The following is a 17,390-nucleotide window of genomic DNA, read 5'->3' on the forward strand; positions in this document are numbered from 1 at the left end:
AGTTAAAGTAAAGAGTACTGGGGGTGAATAAGCTGATTTCCTATGCACCACTGTGGAAAACAATGAAAAAAAAAGGGGCAACCACTTACACTTTGAGAAATAAAGGGAACTACGACAATATCAGCGGATCGACAATTTTAAGGCTGCAGAAAAATGAATCGGTATCTACTAATACGTTAAATGCTCTTTGTAAAATTCTCAATTGTAAACTGTCTGATATAGTTGAGTATATACCGGATTGAATTTATATAGTTATATTCCAAATATTTTAAAATAATCATTGTTTTTATAAAAATACATAAATAATGCTAATGGAGTAACTTGGATATTTGTACCTGCCCCCAGGTAGAATTCACTTTTCATCAGCCGAGGCTGCCGCATGAACAGCATTGACCTCAAGGATTGCCGCCCGCGCTGCACGCTTACCACCCTTTTAAGGGTGGACAAAAGAAGCAATATATTGAATATTTATAAATGAAAACGGTTGCGTGTGACAATCCCATAATAATTCATTATACAGAAACAGTTTTGATAATGAAAATTTAAAGACCGGACGGAAAATACTTTACACAGTATCTTTCCTGCCGGTCTTTGCCAATTATAAATCATTTAGCTTTGAAATACCTGATATTAATTCCAGCAGCCACCGCCGCGATAACTGCCACTATCATAACCGCTGCCATAATATCCGCACCACTGTGACCCCTGGCTGTTATTAACAGGAGTTATATTTGGCGCAGCCTGCTGACTATCTGCCGCAAATGCAGTCAATGATGTAACAGTTATAGCTAAAGCTGCCGATGCGGCAATAAATAATTTTTTCCCTTTCATAAATAAAACCTCCTGATGATATTTCTGTGTCATGCCGGTTTATAATTAAAATACCGTCATAGCTGGAAAAAAAGTATTAAGTACTAACCTGTTTCCGTAATTCTTATATTAATAATAAAATATGGCAAAAGTGTGACATAAACATATTTAATTTATAAAGTATATGATCATGTCAGCCGTGGCTGATGTTGGCGAAATCCTTTATCAGCGGCTACATAGCGCCCGATTGACTTTATTTTTCCACCGATGCAGCTGCGGCACTGTGCCGGAGTATCTGCAACACATATTTTCCCGGGATAAAGAGCATATTTACGTCGGTAATCACCTTCTGTGACATTAGGCATTACTACATTGGCACCCGACTGCAAAATAATGATACGAGCATCGGCCTTAAGAGTTTCCATCGCCGTAGTCGCAGGAATATTTGCTTCCGGCAATAACAGCCTGATAAGCGACACCATACGGCGGGTTAAAGTAAAATCACCTTTTGCAGCTTTTGCCAGCGGAGTATCCTGATTTGGGATCAAAGGACCGATACCGATCATGTCGGCATCGAGCTGTTTGAAGAACAGTATATCCTGTGCCAATGACTCGATTGTCTGTCCTGGTAACCCCACGAGACAGCCTGTGCCAACCTCATAGCCGAGCTTTCTTAAATTAAAGAGACAACTTTTTCTATTATTGAAACTCATTGCCGGATCAAGTGCCTCATAAAGTTTTTTGCTGGTCGTTTCTATACGCAGCAGATAACGGTCAGCACCGGCTTTTTTTAATAGCTCATATTCTTCATAAGAGCGTTCACCGATAGATAGTGTGACCGCCATATCCATTTTCTTTATTTGTTTTATTATTTCGGCGAGAATATTCGCTGAAAAGTACATATCTTCCCCCGACTGTAAAACAACTGTCTTGTATCCATATCTCCGGGCTTTTTCTGCCAGTTTGACGATCTCAGACGGTGTCAGGCGATATCGCTCAATATGCGGATTATCACGGCGCAGACCACAATACATACAATTTTGCCGGCAGATATTAGAGAATTCGATAAGTCCGCGCAGGTGGATACTGTTGCCAACGTATTTTAAACGTACTTGATCGGCAGCGGCAGCCAGTGTATCATCAATAGTTGTATCGGACAACAGAGCCGTTAATTCATTTTGGTCAAGTTCATGCGTCATTTGGGCTTTTTTTAGATATTGAAGGATCATTTTATCGGACATTTTGTAACTCCAATTAAAAAAAAATTTTTTAAATTTAAACCTGATAAAATTATAACAGAAAAAGACAACTATTAAAAACAGGAATAAATTCAATAGTTGTCAATATATAAAACTTTATCTTGTTAAAGAACGTCTTTTAATTAAGAATATCCAAAATATCGTCTTCATTGCATTTGATCATATCGACAAATGGTCTTGCCAAAGCAGGATCGTATATTTTTCCAACATTTTGCTGCAGTTTTGCTATGGCTGCCTGATAATGCAAGTCATCATTATCATTATTTAAAAACATACCATGAAAGCTGTCTATCAGACGAAAAATTCTGCATTCAAGCGGGATTTCTTCTTTGAATAGTCCCAGTGGGTAGCCGCTGCCATTCCAATTTTCATGATGCTTTAATACTGCATTGGCCAATGTGGAATATTTTTTTGACATATTCAATATGCGAAATCCTATTTCGCAGTGCCGGTAAAATTCGATGGATTCAGGGTCAAAGGGCAGCGATGCTTTCGATAAAAGGTTTTTGATGCCAATGTCGTGAATAACCGACAGTTTATATAAACGAGTTGTCATATGAGGCGATAAGTTCAATTTAACGGAAAACATTTTTGTCAGATAATTGAGCAACTCAGTATTTTGATATCTTATTGGATAGTCATCTCTTAATCCCGCAACCAGTTTGCCGATGATTTTCTCCCGTACTTTGTTATCATTGCCAAATTTTTCGTGATACATATTGCTGTCGGCATCGTCAAAGACATTTTTTACACTTTTACCGTTGGAAAAATTCTGCCAGCCCAATGATATGCTTAAATAAATATCTTCCTCAATTTCATTGTGTTGTTCAATATTTTTTTTAATCTTTTCATATAGGATATCCATTTTTCTTTCCTGCGAAATAATGACAAATTCATCACCGCCAATTCGAAAAAACAATTCATTTTCTGTTAAGCACTGTCTTAATATATTAGCGGCTGTGCTGATTATTTTGTCTCCGGTGCGATGGCCCAATGAATCATTTATAAGCTTTAGACTGTCAACGTCGCAGATCATGAGCCCGCCGGAATCAAATTTTTCTGTATGGATAATCGTCATTACCTCGTCAAAATAATTCCTGCTGAAAGCGTTTGTTAAAGAATCGCGGATTTTAGAAAAATCAGGTTTTTTATTCTCCTTTGTTTTTCCTGTAATATCCCGGACGATAACCAGTACCTTATCATCACTGCATTTTACAAAACGTGCCTCAAAATGTTTAAGTTCATTTTTTATGACAAAATGACAATTAAATATTTCTATGGAATCTTTGGCAATAACGGCACCGATCATCTGTAAGGTACCTGCTGCAATATAGCCGGGAAGTATTTCTTTGATGTTTTTCCCTATATATTTATCAAACATAGCCGTTGAACCAAAGGCTCTGGGATGATTACAAGCTATACAAGTACCCCCTGTATCTATCTGTAGAAGTAGGTCTGGCATAAGATCCAATAATATCAAGGCATTTGTTCCTTCATCATGCAAATCGATCAAATTTTTTTCCATAAAAATGCTACCTTTCAAAAATCAAGGAATGCTCAGGGAATACGTCATTATATAGAAACAGGGCGGGCAAAAATAAAAACAGAGAGGGTGATATTCCCTGAACCGAAATAAAGATTTCATAAACAAAATCTTATATTAAATTTACAAAATTATACGTATTCTGTAAAAATCTGAACTAAAAATTATCGGTTGTTTTTATTTTATAATAAAACACAGCGATAAGGAACAACAATTACAAATTATTTCATTAAATAATAATGATACTGGATATTATTTTTCTCTTTTGCGGCAAACCGATAATTAAAAAATATGGATCTGATTGGTGCAAATAAGTAAAAACGATTATATTTGATTGATTTTGCTTGCCAAGGCATTTGCTATTAACCGAAATATAAACTATAATGTATAGCAAATTAGTTATATATTAATTGTATGATTTGGTATTGTCAAATTTAGGGGGAAAAATGAAAAATCGCGGTTTTGAAATAATCAGTTCATATGAAAACAGCGGCATAGTTCTGCCGGAACGAAAAACTGATAAAAGTGCGGGGTATGATATAGCCTGCGCTGATGACGTTACATTTGATGTCGGTGTGGTAACTATAGTACCCACCGGTCTCAAAGCCTACATGCTGGATGATGAATACCTGGGAATTCATATGCGTTCCGGCATGGCAATAAAACATGGTTTATCATTTATAAATAGTCAGGGAATTATTGATGCTGATTATTATAATAATGATGAAAACGAGGGACATATAATGCTGGCTGTATTTAATCATGGGAAAACAGTATTTACAGTGAAAAAAGGAACACGTCTGGCTCAGGGGATTTTTTATAAGTATCTTATGGCTGACGGAGATAATAGGAGCAAGGGATCTGTCCGTCAGGGCGGGATGGGCTCCACGGGAGCATAATTATGGAAAGTATGGATTTATTTACCAGTGCGGCCTTGAATGCAGAAAAAAATGCTGGAATTGACAGTCAAAAACCTTTGGCAGTACGAATGCGGCCACAGGCATTTGATGAATTTGTTGGACAGGAGGATTCAGTTGGCAAAGGGCGTTTCCTGCGGGTAATGATCGAAAATGACCGTATACCGTCACTCATTTTATTTGGACCACCTGGTACCGGTAAAACAACATTAGCCCGAATGATTGCCGTGATGACAAAAAGTAATTTTAAACAGCTCAATGCGGTTGCAGCCGGTATCGCCGATATCAGAAAAGTTGTTGATGAAGCCCATGAACAAAGAAAATTTTATCAAAAACGGACTATTGTTTTTATTGATGAAATACACCGCTTTAATAAAAGCCAGCAGGATGTTTTATTGCCATATGTGGAAGATGGACGAATAATTTTAATCGGAGCCACTACTGAGAATCCTTACTTTGAAGTAAATCATGCATTGCTGTCGCGTGTACGGGTAGTGCGTCTGCATAGCCTTTCCGATAAACAAATGATTATCGTACTGCAAAAGGCACTATGTGATAAAAAACGTGGTCTTGGTGAATATGGTATAGGCTGTGCTGAGCCTGAGCTGACTACCATCGCCCAGGCTGCTGCCGGGGATGCCCGTGTGGCACTTAATCTTCTGGAACAGGCTGCAATGCTGGCTCATACCGCTCATAGCAATATCACTGCTGAAATTCTTTCAGATATCATGGGAGAAAAGTTGCAGACCTATGATAAAAAAGGGGATAATCATTATGACACCGTTTCGGCTTTCATAAAAAGCATGCGCGGCAGTGATCCCGATGCTGCAATACATTATCTGGCCCGCATGATCGTTGCAGGCGAAGATGTTAATTTTATCGCTCGGCGGATTGCTATTTGCGCTGCTGAAGATGTAGGAAATGCTGATCCCATGGCATTGGTAGTGGCAATGGCTGCTGTGCAGGCGGTTCAATTTATCGGTTTACCGGAAGCTCGTATCCCATTGGCACAGGCTGTGACCTATATTGCTTCAGCACCGAAGAGTAACGCCGCCTATCTGTCCATTGACAGTGCCTTACAGGATGTCCGCACAAGGGATTGCGGCGCCATACCGCTGCATCTCAAAGATGCCCATTATAAAGGTGCTGAAAAATTGGGACACGGCATAGATTACAAATATCCGCATGATTTCAATGATCACTTCATCAAGCAGCAATATCTGCCCACAAAAATTATGGGGAAAAAATATTATGATCCTACATCGAATGGTCACGAGAAAATAATTAAACAATATCTGGCAACACATCAAAATTTTTTGCCAAAATGACACCTTAACTGGTATAATGTTAAGTAGTAGTAAATATATAATATTAATAAAAATTATAAGAATAAACAGTTTGATGGTTTATTCTGCCAGAGCTGCTTGGGAACAGCTTACGAAAATAATTGGGGGAAAATATTATGAAATTATCAACGAGAGGTCGCTACGGCGTTACCGCTATGTATGAGCTTGCCCTGAACTACGGCAAAGGACCCTTGTCACTGCGCACGATTGCCGCTAAGCAGGATATATCAGATAATTATTTGGAACAGCTTATCTGTGCGTTACGAAATGCCGGACTGGTAAAAAGCACCCGCGGTGCCCAGGGAGGGTATGTCTTGACAAAGGATCCTGCTGAAATCACTATTGGAGATATTATTACAATAATGGAAGGACCTATCGCATTAGTTGACTGTCTGCTCAATGAAGCTGATTCCAGCAGCCAGATTTGCAAAAAGGCTGAAAAATGCGTTACCCGCAGTGTGTGGGAAAGAGTCTGCCAAAGTATAAGTGAAGTTCTTAATTCGATAACTCTGGCAGATTTATGTAAAAATAACTGCCAAAAATCAGACTGTCGATAATTTGTACTTGAATGAGTGAAATATTTATCATAAAATAAGCAAATAACTAAGAGGCTGTGCTTTAAGAAAAGTTTCTGCCGTATGTTGGAAATTTCAGGAAATAAACAATATACAGCAGGAACTTTGCTCAGGGCAGCAGCCTTTTTCCATTATGATGCAGATATCTGCGTCGTAGGTATAACAGCAAAAAAATTTTGCAATAGTGGTGAATAAGGTTCATTTTTCCGCGTACATAAAACGATTTCATTAATCAGATCAATATCTTTTACATATATTCTTGATAATTTGCCCGCAGTGATAAATTCATGCACTGTCAAGGATGAACAAAAGACGATGCCATAACCTGAAATGGCAGCCATAAGACTTTCATGCAGACCATCAAATTCAAGTGCGATTTTAGGAGCTTTTAAGTTGTGGATATGGCACAACGCTTCTAATGTAAAATGGTTGTAGCTGCCATTTTCCCGCAAAATAAACGGTTCAGATATAATCGTTTCCAAACTGATGATTTTATTAGCATATTTGTGATTTGGCGCAGCAACAAACCACAGTTCATCTGTCATTATTTTTTTTATACATAATTCATTTTTATGGATAATAGCGCCACCGCCTAAAACTGCTGCATCTGCCTGATAATTGAGCAGCTCGTTTACAGCAGCTGCAGTTTTATTTGTTGTGACCTTGATGGTCATGTTTTTGTGGATCTGTTTTAATGCCGCTGCCCATACCGGTATCAGGTAATTTGCGGTTAGATAATTACCGGCAATTCTCAATGAGCCGCATTTACCGTCAGTATAATCACGGACTAATATATTTCTCTGAGAAGGGAAGTCTTATAATATTATTTACATTTGCAAGACAATCAAATCAGTCTGTGAGATATCTGTAATAAAGTTTTTATAATACCACGGCAAAAAAATTTATTTATGATTAGCTTTATTATTAGTGTATATTGGAATTTTATTATTTTAAATTTGTAATTTTTTTATTGACAAATTTGTAAAATAGCATTATCGTAATAAGTGAAAACTATTATTTATTAAATTAAGATAATATTAACAATTAGATAATTTTTATGAAATCAGGTATCCATTATCTGGATGGATTCAATAGGGAAGTCCGGTGCAAGTCCGGCGCTGTCTCGCAACTGTGAAGGAGAGCTGTATTTTTGTTTCCCTCTTACCAAGGAAAAATGCAGCAATGAACCTAAGTCAGGGTACTGCCTGGTTTTTATATCCGTATATAGCCTGCGATGTACAGGTCTGGGATTGAGAACATTTGCAGGTATATGCATGATGTATGTGGTGCATTTGACTGCAGATTTTTAGGTGAGCTGTTTTTGGGAACAGCTTTCGTTCTTGACCCGGCAAAAGCAGGCAGCTTTTAGAAAATAAAGCGTCGGTAATTCCGCTGGTCGGGATAACTGGCGCTTTTGTTTTATCAATATAGCTATGTAAGACATTTTTGCTTTATCTGCCCTTAGAAATTAAGAGCGGATAAAGGGCAAACTGACAGTTATGCAGGCATTTCGTTCTTTATCCACCCTTAAAAGGGCGGACAATCGCGCGCAGCGTGGTGATGGGCTGCATAAATAAAAACTTAATAAATCGGAACAGGTGCCCTTCGGGGCTTAATAGGGAAGTTTGGTGCAAAGCCAACACGGTCCCGCCACTGTAACGGAGAGTAAATCCGCAGACAACGTCACTGGAGCAATGCTTTGGGAAGGCGCGGATAAACGATGACCCGGAGTCAGGAGAACTGCCTGTTGTACAATCACCGCTTGACCTGCGAGGTATGGGGAGGAGATTACACATCCGGGCTTTTTTGGCCTGTCTGTGTAGTGCGCTCCCGCAAGGGAGTTTTTTTATTGTCCTTTTATATCACAAATTTTATTTATAGTGAGGTAAACCATGAAACAATTATCTTTAATTTCAACACTGACCGCTATGTTTTTCAGTCTTATTTTGCTGCTGCCGTCAACGGCAATGGCCGCCGATATTCAAAACATCGGTGTAATGAATCGACAGCAGGTTGTTGCCGCCTATCCCGGCATACAGGAAATATTCCAGCAGCTGCAGGATATGCGCACTGCCGCACAAAATGATTACAATACCAAGAGCAAAGGTCTGTCCGATGATAAGCGCAAGACACTCAATGACACTATCGCCCAGCAGGAAGCACAAAAAGAAGCTAAACTCATGAATCCGGTAGAAAATAAAATCAGCGCTGCCGTCAAAGCAGTCGCCGCTGACAAAGGGCTTACCATTATTCTGGATGCTGCCGATGTCGTCTATGGCGGTACCGACATTACCAATGATGTTATCGCCAAAATAAAATAAGCATATTAAAAGCCTGTTGTCTGCACGGACGACAATAACTAACCGCCGGTGCAGTTATTAATACAGTAATCCGGATAAAGGAGGTGCAGCGTCTTAAATGTCGCAGGGCAGTGAGGCTGTCCTGCCGGGGTATAAGAACCAATTTTGTTTAAGGAGGCTTTATTTATGAGTTTGTCTACAGTGGTGTCAACTTTTTATAATTTCGGTGCTTCTCCTGCGGCCGGTCGTCTTAAATTGATTTCTTCTTCGGGGTCAACGCCGACTGTTACGGGAGGACTCCCAAATGATATTCCTAATACCGATCCTATCGCTTTTTACTTTAACGGCGGCAGCGGCACCGGCATCAGGATATTGCTAGTGGAAAGGAATTACGACAAAAATTATAAGCAAACTTTTTGTACGCTTTCCGTGTATGATCCCAGCAGTTGGACAAAAACAGTCAATGAAAATTCGTCGGCTTATGAATACAGTGATGGTGCTCCGCTGCTCAATATTTACAATATCAATTCACCGGGCGGGACTGATGCCGGCACACTTTATGGTGCTGATTACACCGGTACTGATAATGACAACGGGCGCATATTTAAGCTTATCCATGGCAAGACCGGCAGTGCGGAAACCCTGACATTGGACAGCCATGATTATCAGTTTGTACCGACGGGTTCGGGTGCCACGGCACACAGCGTCGACTCGGTATTTAACACTGAATCAGGCACTGACTACGTTTATGCCGCAGCCCAGCAGTATAGTTTGTCCGGTTCGCCCTCTAATCCGGCAAACTATACTTACTATAACAGTATCATTGTCAAGCTCGATCCCGGTACGCTGACACCGGTCAGCGGCGGCGGTCCGAGTGCCAGCCTGGCACCGAATGTCTTTGATCTGCAGTACTATGGCGGCAGCTTCTATGTGACGGCCCTGGGTGGGGCGCAGTGGAACCAGACTCCAATCAAATGGAACTTTTTGTAATAATAACAATAAGGAAGAAACATTTTGAAAAGGAATAATAAATATATAGTATTATATCCCCTGGCTCTTTTTTTGCTTACTTATACCGCACCCTGTGAGGCATGGGATCAGCTGGTAATAAATGGAGAAAATGCCAATTACATAAATTGGGGAATAAATGCCGACCCAAGCGGAACTTATAATATCACGAGTGGAGGCATTTATACTACCTATGCCAGAGATACACAGACCGGCGGACCACCGGTTTCCAGATATAATGAACCTATTAATATTTTAAATGGAGGAATATGGCGTCCGCTGGATGCTAAGTCTATAATTCTTGCGAGTGCTTTAACCATGCATTCCGGTTCCATGATAGATCTGGCATATAAATACAGTGCTGCCAACGGTTATACTCAGGAAAACGGCTATGATCCCTGGTCGGCAGCAACCTCTATTAATACAGCGCGACGTTTGTCATTGAATAATGGCAGTTTTGAAGGCAATATTGCTTTTCGGCTTAATATGGGAACAGCTGTTTTTGACCAAAGCGGATATAGCTCCATGGGTGGTACTGAGGGTATATCTTTGACTACGCCGCAGATAATCAATACGGCTGAATATCCAACTGTAAATGTTACACTGCATTATATCATCGGCAATCATTTTGGTGAAGGAATGGTTGGATCTAATTGTTACTATCCATGGGATCACCAGACAGCAGCCATGCTGAAGAACAAAATACCTGGTATTTTTTTTATAAGCAAGTCAGATACTGCCACAATGGATAAATTTAATGTGTCGGGCAGCGGCGAGTACCATCTTGATGGTGCCATCAATAAATATCTGCTGTGGACGCAGGTGCAGCAAGATGAAAGCGATCCGCGAATAGATTATACTACAAATAGAGAGTGGAGCCTGGTCTGGACAGCCCGGCGGCAGAATTATCTTTCCCAGGGGGCTTACTCGGCGGCCAATGCGGCACTGGCCAGCCGCAATATGTGGCGTATCGAAGATGATGTACTATGGAAGCACGGTGACGATATCCGCTTTGCCGACCGTACCGGCAGCAAGTCACCGGAAGGTTTTTATGTCAATAACTGGCAGGGCAGGTACACCTTCGGCGGTATCCAGGGCTCGAGCTTCGACCAAAGCTACAGCGGCATCCAGGTCGGCTATGACAAGCTGCGCAGCCGTGACCTGTTCAACGGGCGGGTGCATACCGGCGTATTTGTCAGCAAGCTCAATTCCGGCGCCGATTTCAGTGCCCAGAGTGCCGGTGGTGCCGACTACAACAGCGGCTCCGGCAATATCAGCAGCCTCGGTTTTGGTGCCTATATGCTCTGGGAAGGGCAGAAGGGACATTACCTTGATACCATGCTGCGCTGGAGCAAGGTCGACAACAACTACGCCTATACCGATTCCTTTGATAATACCTATACCAAGGACTTTATCAGCAAGAGCTACGGCATCGGTGCCCGCTATGGCCGCTATATAACAAGAAACAACGGCTGGTTCCTGGAACCGCAGATCGGGCTGTCTTATGGCGTCACACGGGCCTATGATTTCCGCACGGCCAATGACCTTGAATACATGCAGGACAAGACCGGCATGCTGACCGGCCATGCCGGGATAACCCTGGGCAGAAAATACGGACAGGGCAGCCACAGCGGTGAAGCCTACCTGAAATTGGCAGCCAACCATGACTTTAGCAGCAATGATGCCATGTTTTATGCCATGCAGCCTGAGTCAATGAAACTGGAAGTCGGGGCAGATCCCGTTCTCGCTTCGCAGAAAATCGATAATCTTGAAGGCCGGGACACCTGGTATGATGTGTCCCTGGGCAGCAGTATCAAACTGGGAGAAAGCCATGATGCCTGGATCGGTGTCAACAAATCCTTCGGCGGCAATGTCAATACCAAATGGCAGGTAAACGGCGGTGTTACCTGGTACTGGGGCGGTCCGGCCAAGCCCCAAAAGGCACGGACAGCTGCCCCAAAGACAGCGGTTCCGGACAGCCAGCCCACCCAGTCCGTCAGCAGGAATGAACCGGCGGTCGGCAGTACGGCCAATGGTGCGACACCGGCGGTACGGCCGGCCGATAACAAGACTGCCGTGCAGCAGACCGGCAGGAAAATGAAACCTGCCGCCGATACGGCGGCTGCTTCACCGGCTGCCGACGGACAGCCGGTATCAGTGCCGGTGCCTGAAAACAACCGGACTTCTGCCGCAGCGGCAGAAAGCACCCAGCCGCCTGCTGATACCGGAGCAGCCGATGCTGCAGCACCGGCTGATGAGGGGAAAACAAAGCTGGCGCCGATGCTTGTCGAAGCCGACCGTCCCGACTGGGAAAGCAAGCTGTCACCGGGTACAGTATCGGTAATCGACGTGCCGAAGTACAAAGGCGAGCAAAAAACGCTGGCCGATCTGCTGCAGACAGTACCGGGAGTATACATCGACCGGCTGTCGAGCGGTACCGGCCATTATACGACCGTGCGCGTACGCGGCTCCTCGGCCAGCCAGGTAAGCATCTATATGGACGGCGTACTGGTCAATACCGGCAGTGAAGCGGCAGTCAACCTGGAAAATCTCAATATCGACAATGTCCAGCGCATCGAGGTCTACCGCGGCTATATCCCGGCCCGTTTTGCCGGAGCGGCAATGGGCGGGGCAATCAATATAGTCACCAAAAAACCGACCAAGACCGGCGGCAAGGTCAGCTACGGCATCCGTTCTTTCGGCGGCCAGAAGTTCAATCTGGAAACCACGGCACCGCTTGGCGACGGCAGTCTGCTGCTGGCGCTCAATAAAGAACAGGCGGAAAATGACTTCCAATATAACATGGTGCCAAATTATTGGTCCAGTCCCGACGGCAGTAAAATGCCTACTGGTGTGCCCGATAAGCGCTGGCGCAAAAACAACGGCTATAACGATAAAAACATCCTGCTCAAGTGGCAGGATAAGGACTGGTTTATCAAGCTGAACTACACCGACAATGTCACCCATACCCCGCAGGCGATAGACCCGTATTTTCCCCGGGTGGATTCATCGGAAGAATGGAAGACTTATGGCGGCCTTAATTGGGCTGAGCAGTCTGCTTTGATGGGTGGTACCATAGATACCAAAAAAACGGAACTGTCCTTTGGCCGCCGCCAGCAGGCAGGCAATCTGGAATGGGGCTGGCAGCTGGGCACCATTCACCAGAACAAACAGGCATTGTTCCAAAAAATTGTGAATGGGCTGATGTTCGGCACCAATACATTCAAGAATAATATCTATAATGCTTCTGTCGACGGTACCTGGAAAATGGGCAACCATCTGCTGGAATTCCTGCTGAGTGGCAGCAAGGAAACTATGGATGTGGGTTTTGCCACCAACTATACTTATTCCTCCGGATACAACATTGATAGATATAAGGACTACTTCCTGCCCAAATACAATATGAGCAACTATTACTTCCAGCTGCAGGACACGATGAAGCTGGACGATTCGGGCAGCCTGACCTTTACTCCGCTGGTGCGGTCGCAGCGTTCCAACATGGGAATCGAGATACAAAATGGCAAGGGCTGGCTCAACAGCTATAACCTGGCACTCAAAAAGAAATTCGACAAGCACCTGACTGCCAGAGTCACCTATGGCACCTACTATCGCCTGCCCAGCTGGTATGAAATCTTCGGTGACGGTATCAATCTGGTATCCAGATGGCAAAATTACCGCTCCAATTCGACATGGAGCCCGGATGTATTTGCCGAACATGGACAAAACTGGGATGCCTCGCTCAACTGGACCGGCAGGCTGCTCGGCTCGGACAGCGACACAACCCTGACCTATTTCCGCCGCAACTCGGAAAATACGATGACGACTATGTTCAATCCTATATGGGGCGCCACATGGTATGCTAATTTTGGAACCGGTGAAGTGCATGGTGTGGAATTCAACAGCAAGCTGCACTGGCACCGCTATGATCTGTCACTGGCGGCCACCTGGCAGAATTCTTTGGTAAAGCAGGGTTATACGCCGGGAGCCAATATGAGCAATACGGCCTGGCAGGGACAGCCACTGCCATGGACACCGGCCTGGACCGTCAATGCCCGGCTTGACTACCGTTTCCCGGGGGATAAGCTCAGTATCTTCGGCGAATACAACTGGACCGATAAACTGTCATGGTTTAATAATGGAGGTGTAGCTGCCTATTATGACCCATTGGGCTTATTCAATATCGGTATGAAGTATAATTTTGACAAGCAGCTGAGATTGATCGCCGGTGTCAATGATATCGGCAACAAAGGACCAAAACAAATGACGCACTCGGAGGGTGATCCAGGCCAGCTTATTACTGAATATACCGTTCCCTATCCGCAGCAGGGACGGACCTTCTATATGACACTGGAATATTCATTTTAAGATTTTATTGTATATTTAATTTGTACAGGAGGATGACGATGAATACTAAACAGAAATTATTGGTTTTAAAACTGGATGTTACTGATAGTATGAAAGAAGCCGACAGTCTTTGGCAGGCCGTTGGCAGTATGGTAAAAATGAATATGGTGGTCTGCCGGCAGTCGGCAGATATCCTGACAGCTGCAGTCAGCCGTAAACCGGACTGGATACATATCATCAGCCGCAGCGATTCGGAACACTTATTTTTTACCGACGGTACAAAGCAGTCTGGCAGCTGTAAGCGGATATCTTTAATAAAACAGCTCCTAAAAGCTGATCCGGTGCTTACTTTACTCAGTCTTAACAGTAAACTCGACAAAAGGGATGCTGAAAACATCGGACAACTCAAAGCTTTGCTGGGTATGGAAAATGGGTACAATCCCCTTGCCTCCAGGTTGTTTATCCCCCGCTTTTATAGCAATATTTGTATGGGTATGGCGCTTGCCCCTGCGGCAAAAATAGCCATTAGCAGTATGCAGCCGGAAGTTATCAGTCACGGTGGAATACCGGCAATGTGCTTTAATAAAGCCATTGATCCCGAAACGTTCACTTTTGTGAAACAGCGCTATATACCGCAGCAGCCAATTCCTTTTATGATGCAATAAAATTTATTACTTGATGATGCTGAATAAATAAGGGGTTGTGAAATAACGCCCTGACAAATAAAAAGAGGTCCGTCAGCTCAGAATAGCTGATGGACCTCTTTTTGTGGTAAAATTTTACGTACCAATGAAAAACATTACCCCTAATCATTCTAAAGTAAAACAGGCAGTTTTGCCACTATTTATTTCGGATTTTCTGGATATCTGTGATCCCGTGCTGGTTTTCGACAGATTTATGGAGGGAATCGACTTGGAGAAGTACCTGAAAAATGTTCCGGAACACGTTACCGGACGCATCAGATACAACCCGACCAGTATGTTGAAAACAATCTTATTTGGATTTATGACAAATGGATATATCTCTCTGCGCGAACTGGAAGATTGCTGTAAAGTCAATCTTCGCTTTATGTACCTTATGGATCATGAGACACCTTCTTACCGAACTTTCGGATATTTCATCGAAAATATGCTCAATCCATCGGTTGAGGAATTGTTCAGCGATATCAATAAGAAAATCTTTGCCGAAGATCATGTGGATTTGAGCCATCTGTATATCGATGGTTCGAAATTTGAGGCAAATGCCAATAAATACAGCTGGGTATGGAAGAAAGCAACTGAAAAGTCCAGATACAGGCTTTTTGAAAAAATCACCGGGTTACTTGATGAAATCAACGATGATCTTGCCGGATTTAATATCAAAATTGATACGAATTCCGAATATGTTCCTGAATACCTGAATGAAGTAACAGATCGGTATGCCAAAATCTATGAAATAGATGAAACAAAATTTGTCCATGGAAAAGGCCATCGAAAAACACCCCGGCAGCGCTATTACGAACGGCTTCAGGAATATACAGCCAAACTCAAAGAATATGTTGAAAAAATAACTATTTGTGGTCCAGACGGGAACAGTTATTCCAAAACAGATCACTGTGCGACATTCATGCGGATCAAGACAGATTATATGGGCAACGACCAGCTCCTGCCAGCCTACAATGTTCAATTTGGTATTGCAGATGAATACATAGCTGTAGCTGATGTAAATCAATACCGTGCAGACATGGATTGTTTTGTTCCCTTACTGGAGAAATTTCATAATACCTACGGATTTTATCCAAAGTATCCCGTAGCTGACGCAGGCTATGGTTCATACAACAATTATATTTACTGTGAGCAGCACGGGATGGAAAAATACATGAAATTCACGATGTACAAGAAAGAAACCACAAATGCGAAGTATCGAGAGAATCAGTTTCGCCCAGTAAATTTCAAGATTGATGAAGAAGGTACTCTGCGTTGTCCCGCAGGACAGGCATTTCATCTGCAATACAGACAAAATGTAAAAGGAAATCGATACGGACAGTTTACCAGTGCAAAAATTGTACAGATTGTCCTTATGGTGCCGAATGTAAAAAGACGGACAAAAACAGGACGATTCGTCTTAACCAGGAACTAACCTCTATGCATCAAGAAGTTGTGAACAACTTAGAAAGCATTCAAGGAGCGCTTCTTCGTATGAATCGCTCGATTCAATCTGAAGGTACTTTTGGGATTATGAAAAATAATCGCTGGTACAAAAGAATAGTTCGAAAAGGTATGGAACAGGTACGTTTAGAGATTTTTCTGGTTTCTATCGGTTACAACCTATATAAATATTACAATAAAAGATTGCGAATCAAAAAAGCCGCATAAGCTGAAAAAATTGCAGTTCTTATGGGAAAAGGGGGGTATACACTTTTTTCGGATTTATCTTGTGAAAATTTCAAAATAGACACAAAAAAGAGCTGTGGATAAAATGATTTCTCATTTTGTCACAGCCCCAGAAATATTCATCACAAAAATCTGTAATATAAAATCTCCTACCTATCGCTCGCAGGTATAAGCATCAACAAAAATAACCAATGCTAATGGTGACGTTAAAACAGGTAGTTCTCTTGGCTCAGGATCATTATTTCTCAAGCCTTCCCAAAGTTTTACTTCAGTGGCATAGTTTGAAAAACTCATCTTCACAGTGGCGGGACCGCTTCGGCATATACCAAATTCCCTATTAAGTCATTTCTGACGCCTGTTTCCAACAATATTTTATTTTCATATTAATATTAACTATATTTATCTTTTTTGTCAATATACACATTCATTTTATAAAAATGGTTACGTGTAATAATTTATTTCATCTCCATCCAGTCTATAGGGAAGATGCGCATTTTTCTGTAAAAAACTTTACAATGCTGCATCTCCTGTTTCCCTAGTCCTGACACGTATAGTTTCATCCAGTGGCGCTACAAAAATTTTCCCGTCACCTATGCCGTAATCGGTGCGGTTAGCTCCGATTATTGCCCGTATGATTTTATCAGCATCTTTATCAGCTGCGAGCACGATAATCACCCTGCAGGGAAAAATCTTAGTACCATTGACAAATTCAGTCATCAATACATCAGAGCCGCTATTTGCAGAATTCATACTGACAATAGATAGTTTTCGTTTGGCAAGAAGATTTTTATCAGTTACAAGTCTGCCTCTCCCTTCGGCTTTAAATGCGGTAAATCCAGGAATACCAATGTCCAACAAAGCCTTTTTAGTAGAACCAATTTTTTCCATCCGGATGACAGCTGTTATTTCTTTCATT

General features: G+C 42.4%; 15 protein-coding genes and 3 riboswitches. Of the genes, 10 read left to right on the forward strand and 5 right to left on the reverse strand.

Features of this window, described 5'->3' with window-relative positions; genetic code table 11:
- Positions 1 to 23 precede the first annotated feature (23 nt).
- Entirely contained in the window at positions 24 to 242 is a 219-nt protein-coding gene (locus F8M42_RS06530) for a helix-turn-helix domain-containing protein (RefSeq protein ID WP_196591878.1), read from the forward strand.
- Positions 243 to 630: 388 nt separating this feature from the next.
- On the opposite strand, the gene F8M42_RS06535 is transcribed toward F8M42_RS06530, so the two are convergent.
- The 3 genes from F8M42_RS06535 to F8M42_RS06545 all read right to left on the reverse strand — a co-directional run bounded on the left by F8M42_RS06535 (position 631) and on the right by F8M42_RS06545 (position 3,594).
- Positions 631 to 831: a hypothetical protein gene (locus F8M42_RS06535; protein ID WP_182188527.1), complete on the reverse strand. Its 201-nt coding sequence runs from the start codon at positions 829 to 831 to the stop codon at positions 631 to 633.
- A 167-nt stretch (positions 832 to 998) separates the two neighbouring features.
- Complete coding sequence (gene hydE, locus F8M42_RS06540) at positions 999 to 2,051, reverse strand: [FeFe] hydrogenase H-cluster radical SAM maturase HydE (protein WP_229711500.1); 1,053 nt, start codon at positions 2,049 to 2,051, stop codon at positions 999 to 1,001.
- Positions 2,052 to 2,187: 136 nt separating this feature from the next.
- On the reverse strand, positions 2,188 to 3,594 hold the full coding sequence (locus tag F8M42_RS06545) for a diguanylate cyclase (protein WP_182188528.1): 1,407 nt from the start codon (positions 3,592 to 3,594) through the stop codon (positions 2,188 to 2,190).
- Positions 3,595 to 4,058: 464 nt separating this feature from the next.
- Between F8M42_RS06545 and F8M42_RS06550 the strand changes: the two genes are divergently transcribed.
- From F8M42_RS06550 to F8M42_RS06560, 3 genes are all read left to right on the forward strand, one after another.
- Complete coding sequence (locus F8M42_RS06550) at positions 4,059 to 4,511, forward strand: dCTP deaminase/dUTPase family protein (protein ID WP_182188529.1); 453 nt, start codon at positions 4,059 to 4,061, stop codon at positions 4,509 to 4,511.
- A gap of 11 nt (positions 4,512 to 4,522) precedes the next feature.
- Positions 4,523 to 5,857, forward strand: a complete 1,335-nt coding sequence (locus F8M42_RS06555; RefSeq protein WP_407672869.1) for a replication-associated recombination protein A — start codon at positions 4,523 to 4,525, stop codon at positions 5,855 to 5,857.
- Positions 5,858 to 5,991: 134 nt separating this feature from the next.
- Positions 5,992 to 6,432 (forward strand): RrF2 family transcriptional regulator, encoded by a 441-nt coding sequence (locus tag F8M42_RS06560; RefSeq protein ID WP_182188531.1) that lies wholly within the window; start codon positions 5,992 to 5,994, stop codon positions 6,430 to 6,432.
- Positions 6,433 to 6,581: 149 nt separating this feature from the next.
- Here F8M42_RS06560 and F8M42_RS06565 read toward each other — a convergent pair whose 3' ends face one another.
- Complete coding sequence (locus tag F8M42_RS06565) at positions 6,582 to 7,205, reverse strand: LysR family transcriptional regulator substrate-binding protein (RefSeq protein ID WP_182188532.1); 624 nt, start codon at positions 7,203 to 7,205, stop codon at positions 6,582 to 6,584.
- A gap of 293 nt (positions 7,206 to 7,498) precedes the next feature.
- A riboswitch (cobalamin riboswitch) is annotated at positions 7,499 to 7,673 on the forward strand.
- A gap of 356 nt (positions 7,674 to 8,029) precedes the next feature.
- Positions 8,030 to 8,212: riboswitch (cobalamin riboswitch) on the forward strand.
- Between the two features lie 130 nt (positions 8,213 to 8,342).
- On the opposite strand from F8M42_RS06565, the gene F8M42_RS06570 reads away from it, so the two are divergent.
- The 6 genes from F8M42_RS06570 (at position 8,343) to F8M42_RS13620 (ending at position 16,456) form a co-directional block, all read left to right on the forward strand.
- Positions 8,343 to 8,771: an OmpH family outer membrane protein gene (locus F8M42_RS06570; protein ID WP_182188533.1), complete on the forward strand. Its 429-nt coding sequence runs from the start codon at positions 8,343 to 8,345 to the stop codon at positions 8,769 to 8,771.
- A gap of 165 nt (positions 8,772 to 8,936) precedes the next feature.
- Complete coding sequence (locus F8M42_RS06575) at positions 8,937 to 9,740, forward strand: hypothetical protein (RefSeq protein ID WP_182188534.1); 804 nt, start codon at positions 8,937 to 8,939, stop codon at positions 9,738 to 9,740.
- A 24-nt stretch (positions 9,741 to 9,764) separates the two neighbouring features.
- Entirely contained in the window at positions 9,765 to 14,123 is a 4,359-nt protein-coding gene (locus tag F8M42_RS06580) for a TonB-dependent receptor domain-containing protein (RefSeq protein WP_182188535.1), read from the forward strand.
- 38 nt (positions 14,124 to 14,161) lie between these two features.
- Entirely contained in the window at positions 14,162 to 14,767 is a 606-nt protein-coding gene (locus F8M42_RS06585) for a hypothetical protein (RefSeq protein WP_182188536.1), read from the forward strand.
- Between the two features lie 103 nt (positions 14,768 to 14,870).
- Positions 14,871 to 16,220, forward strand: a complete 1,350-nt coding sequence (locus tag F8M42_RS06590; RefSeq protein WP_229711502.1) for a transposase — start codon at positions 14,871 to 14,873, stop codon at positions 16,218 to 16,220.
- Entirely contained in the window at positions 16,118 to 16,456 is a 339-nt protein-coding gene (locus tag F8M42_RS13620) for a transposase (protein ID WP_229711535.1), read from the forward strand. Before F8M42_RS06590 ends, F8M42_RS13620 begins: the two co-directional genes overlap by 103 nt.
- A 215-nt stretch (positions 16,457 to 16,671) precedes the next feature.
- Positions 16,672 to 16,848, reverse strand: a riboswitch (cobalamin riboswitch).
- 136 nt (positions 16,849 to 16,984) lie between these two features.
- On the opposite strand, the gene F8M42_RS06595 is transcribed toward F8M42_RS13620, so the two are convergent.
- Complete coding sequence (locus F8M42_RS06595) at positions 16,985 to 17,389, reverse strand: P-II family nitrogen regulator (RefSeq protein WP_182188537.1); 405 nt, start codon at positions 17,387 to 17,389, stop codon at positions 16,985 to 16,987.
- Between the last annotated feature and the right edge of the window lies 1 nt (position 17,390).

The organism is Pectinatus frisingensis (assembly GCF_014076555.1).
Lineage (GTDB): Bacteria > Bacillota > Negativicutes > Selenomonadales > Selenomonadaceae > Pectinatus > Pectinatus frisingensis.

Excerpts from the sequence above, each read along its gene's own strand:
- F8M42_RS06545 (WP_182188528.1), bottom strand. The coding sequence starts at position 3,594 with ATGGAAAAAAATTTGATCGATTTGCATGATGAAGGAACAAATGCCTTG.
- F8M42_RS06570 (WP_182188533.1), top strand. The coding sequence starts at position 8,343 with ATGAAACAATTATCTTTAATTTCAACACTGACCGCTATGTTTTTCAGT.
- hydE (WP_229711500.1), bottom strand. The coding sequence starts at position 2,051 with ATGTCCGATAAAATGATCCTTCAATATCTAAAAAAAGCCCAAATGACG.
- F8M42_RS06560 (WP_182188531.1), top strand. The coding sequence starts at position 5,992 with ATGAAATTATCAACGAGAGGTCGCTACGGCGTTACCGCTATGTATGAG.
- F8M42_RS06575 (WP_182188534.1), top strand. The coding sequence starts at position 8,937 with ATGAGTTTGTCTACAGTGGTGTCAACTTTTTATAATTTCGGTGCTTCT.
- F8M42_RS06550 (WP_182188529.1), top strand. The coding sequence starts at position 4,059 with ATGAAAAATCGCGGTTTTGAAATAATCAGTTCATATGAAAACAGCGGC.
- F8M42_RS06555 (WP_407672869.1), top strand. The coding sequence starts at position 4,523 with ATGGATTTATTTACCAGTGCGGCCTTGAATGCAGAAAAAAATGCTGGA.
- F8M42_RS06595 (WP_182188537.1), bottom strand. The coding sequence starts at position 17,389 with ATGAAAGAAATAACAGCTGTCATCCGGATGGAAAAAATTGGTTCTACT.
- F8M42_RS06535 (WP_182188527.1), bottom strand. The coding sequence starts at position 831 with ATGAAAGGGAAAAAATTATTTATTGCCGCATCGGCAGCTTTAGCTATA.
- F8M42_RS06585 (WP_182188536.1), top strand. The coding sequence starts at position 14,162 with ATGAATACTAAACAGAAATTATTGGTTTTAAAACTGGATGTTACTGAT.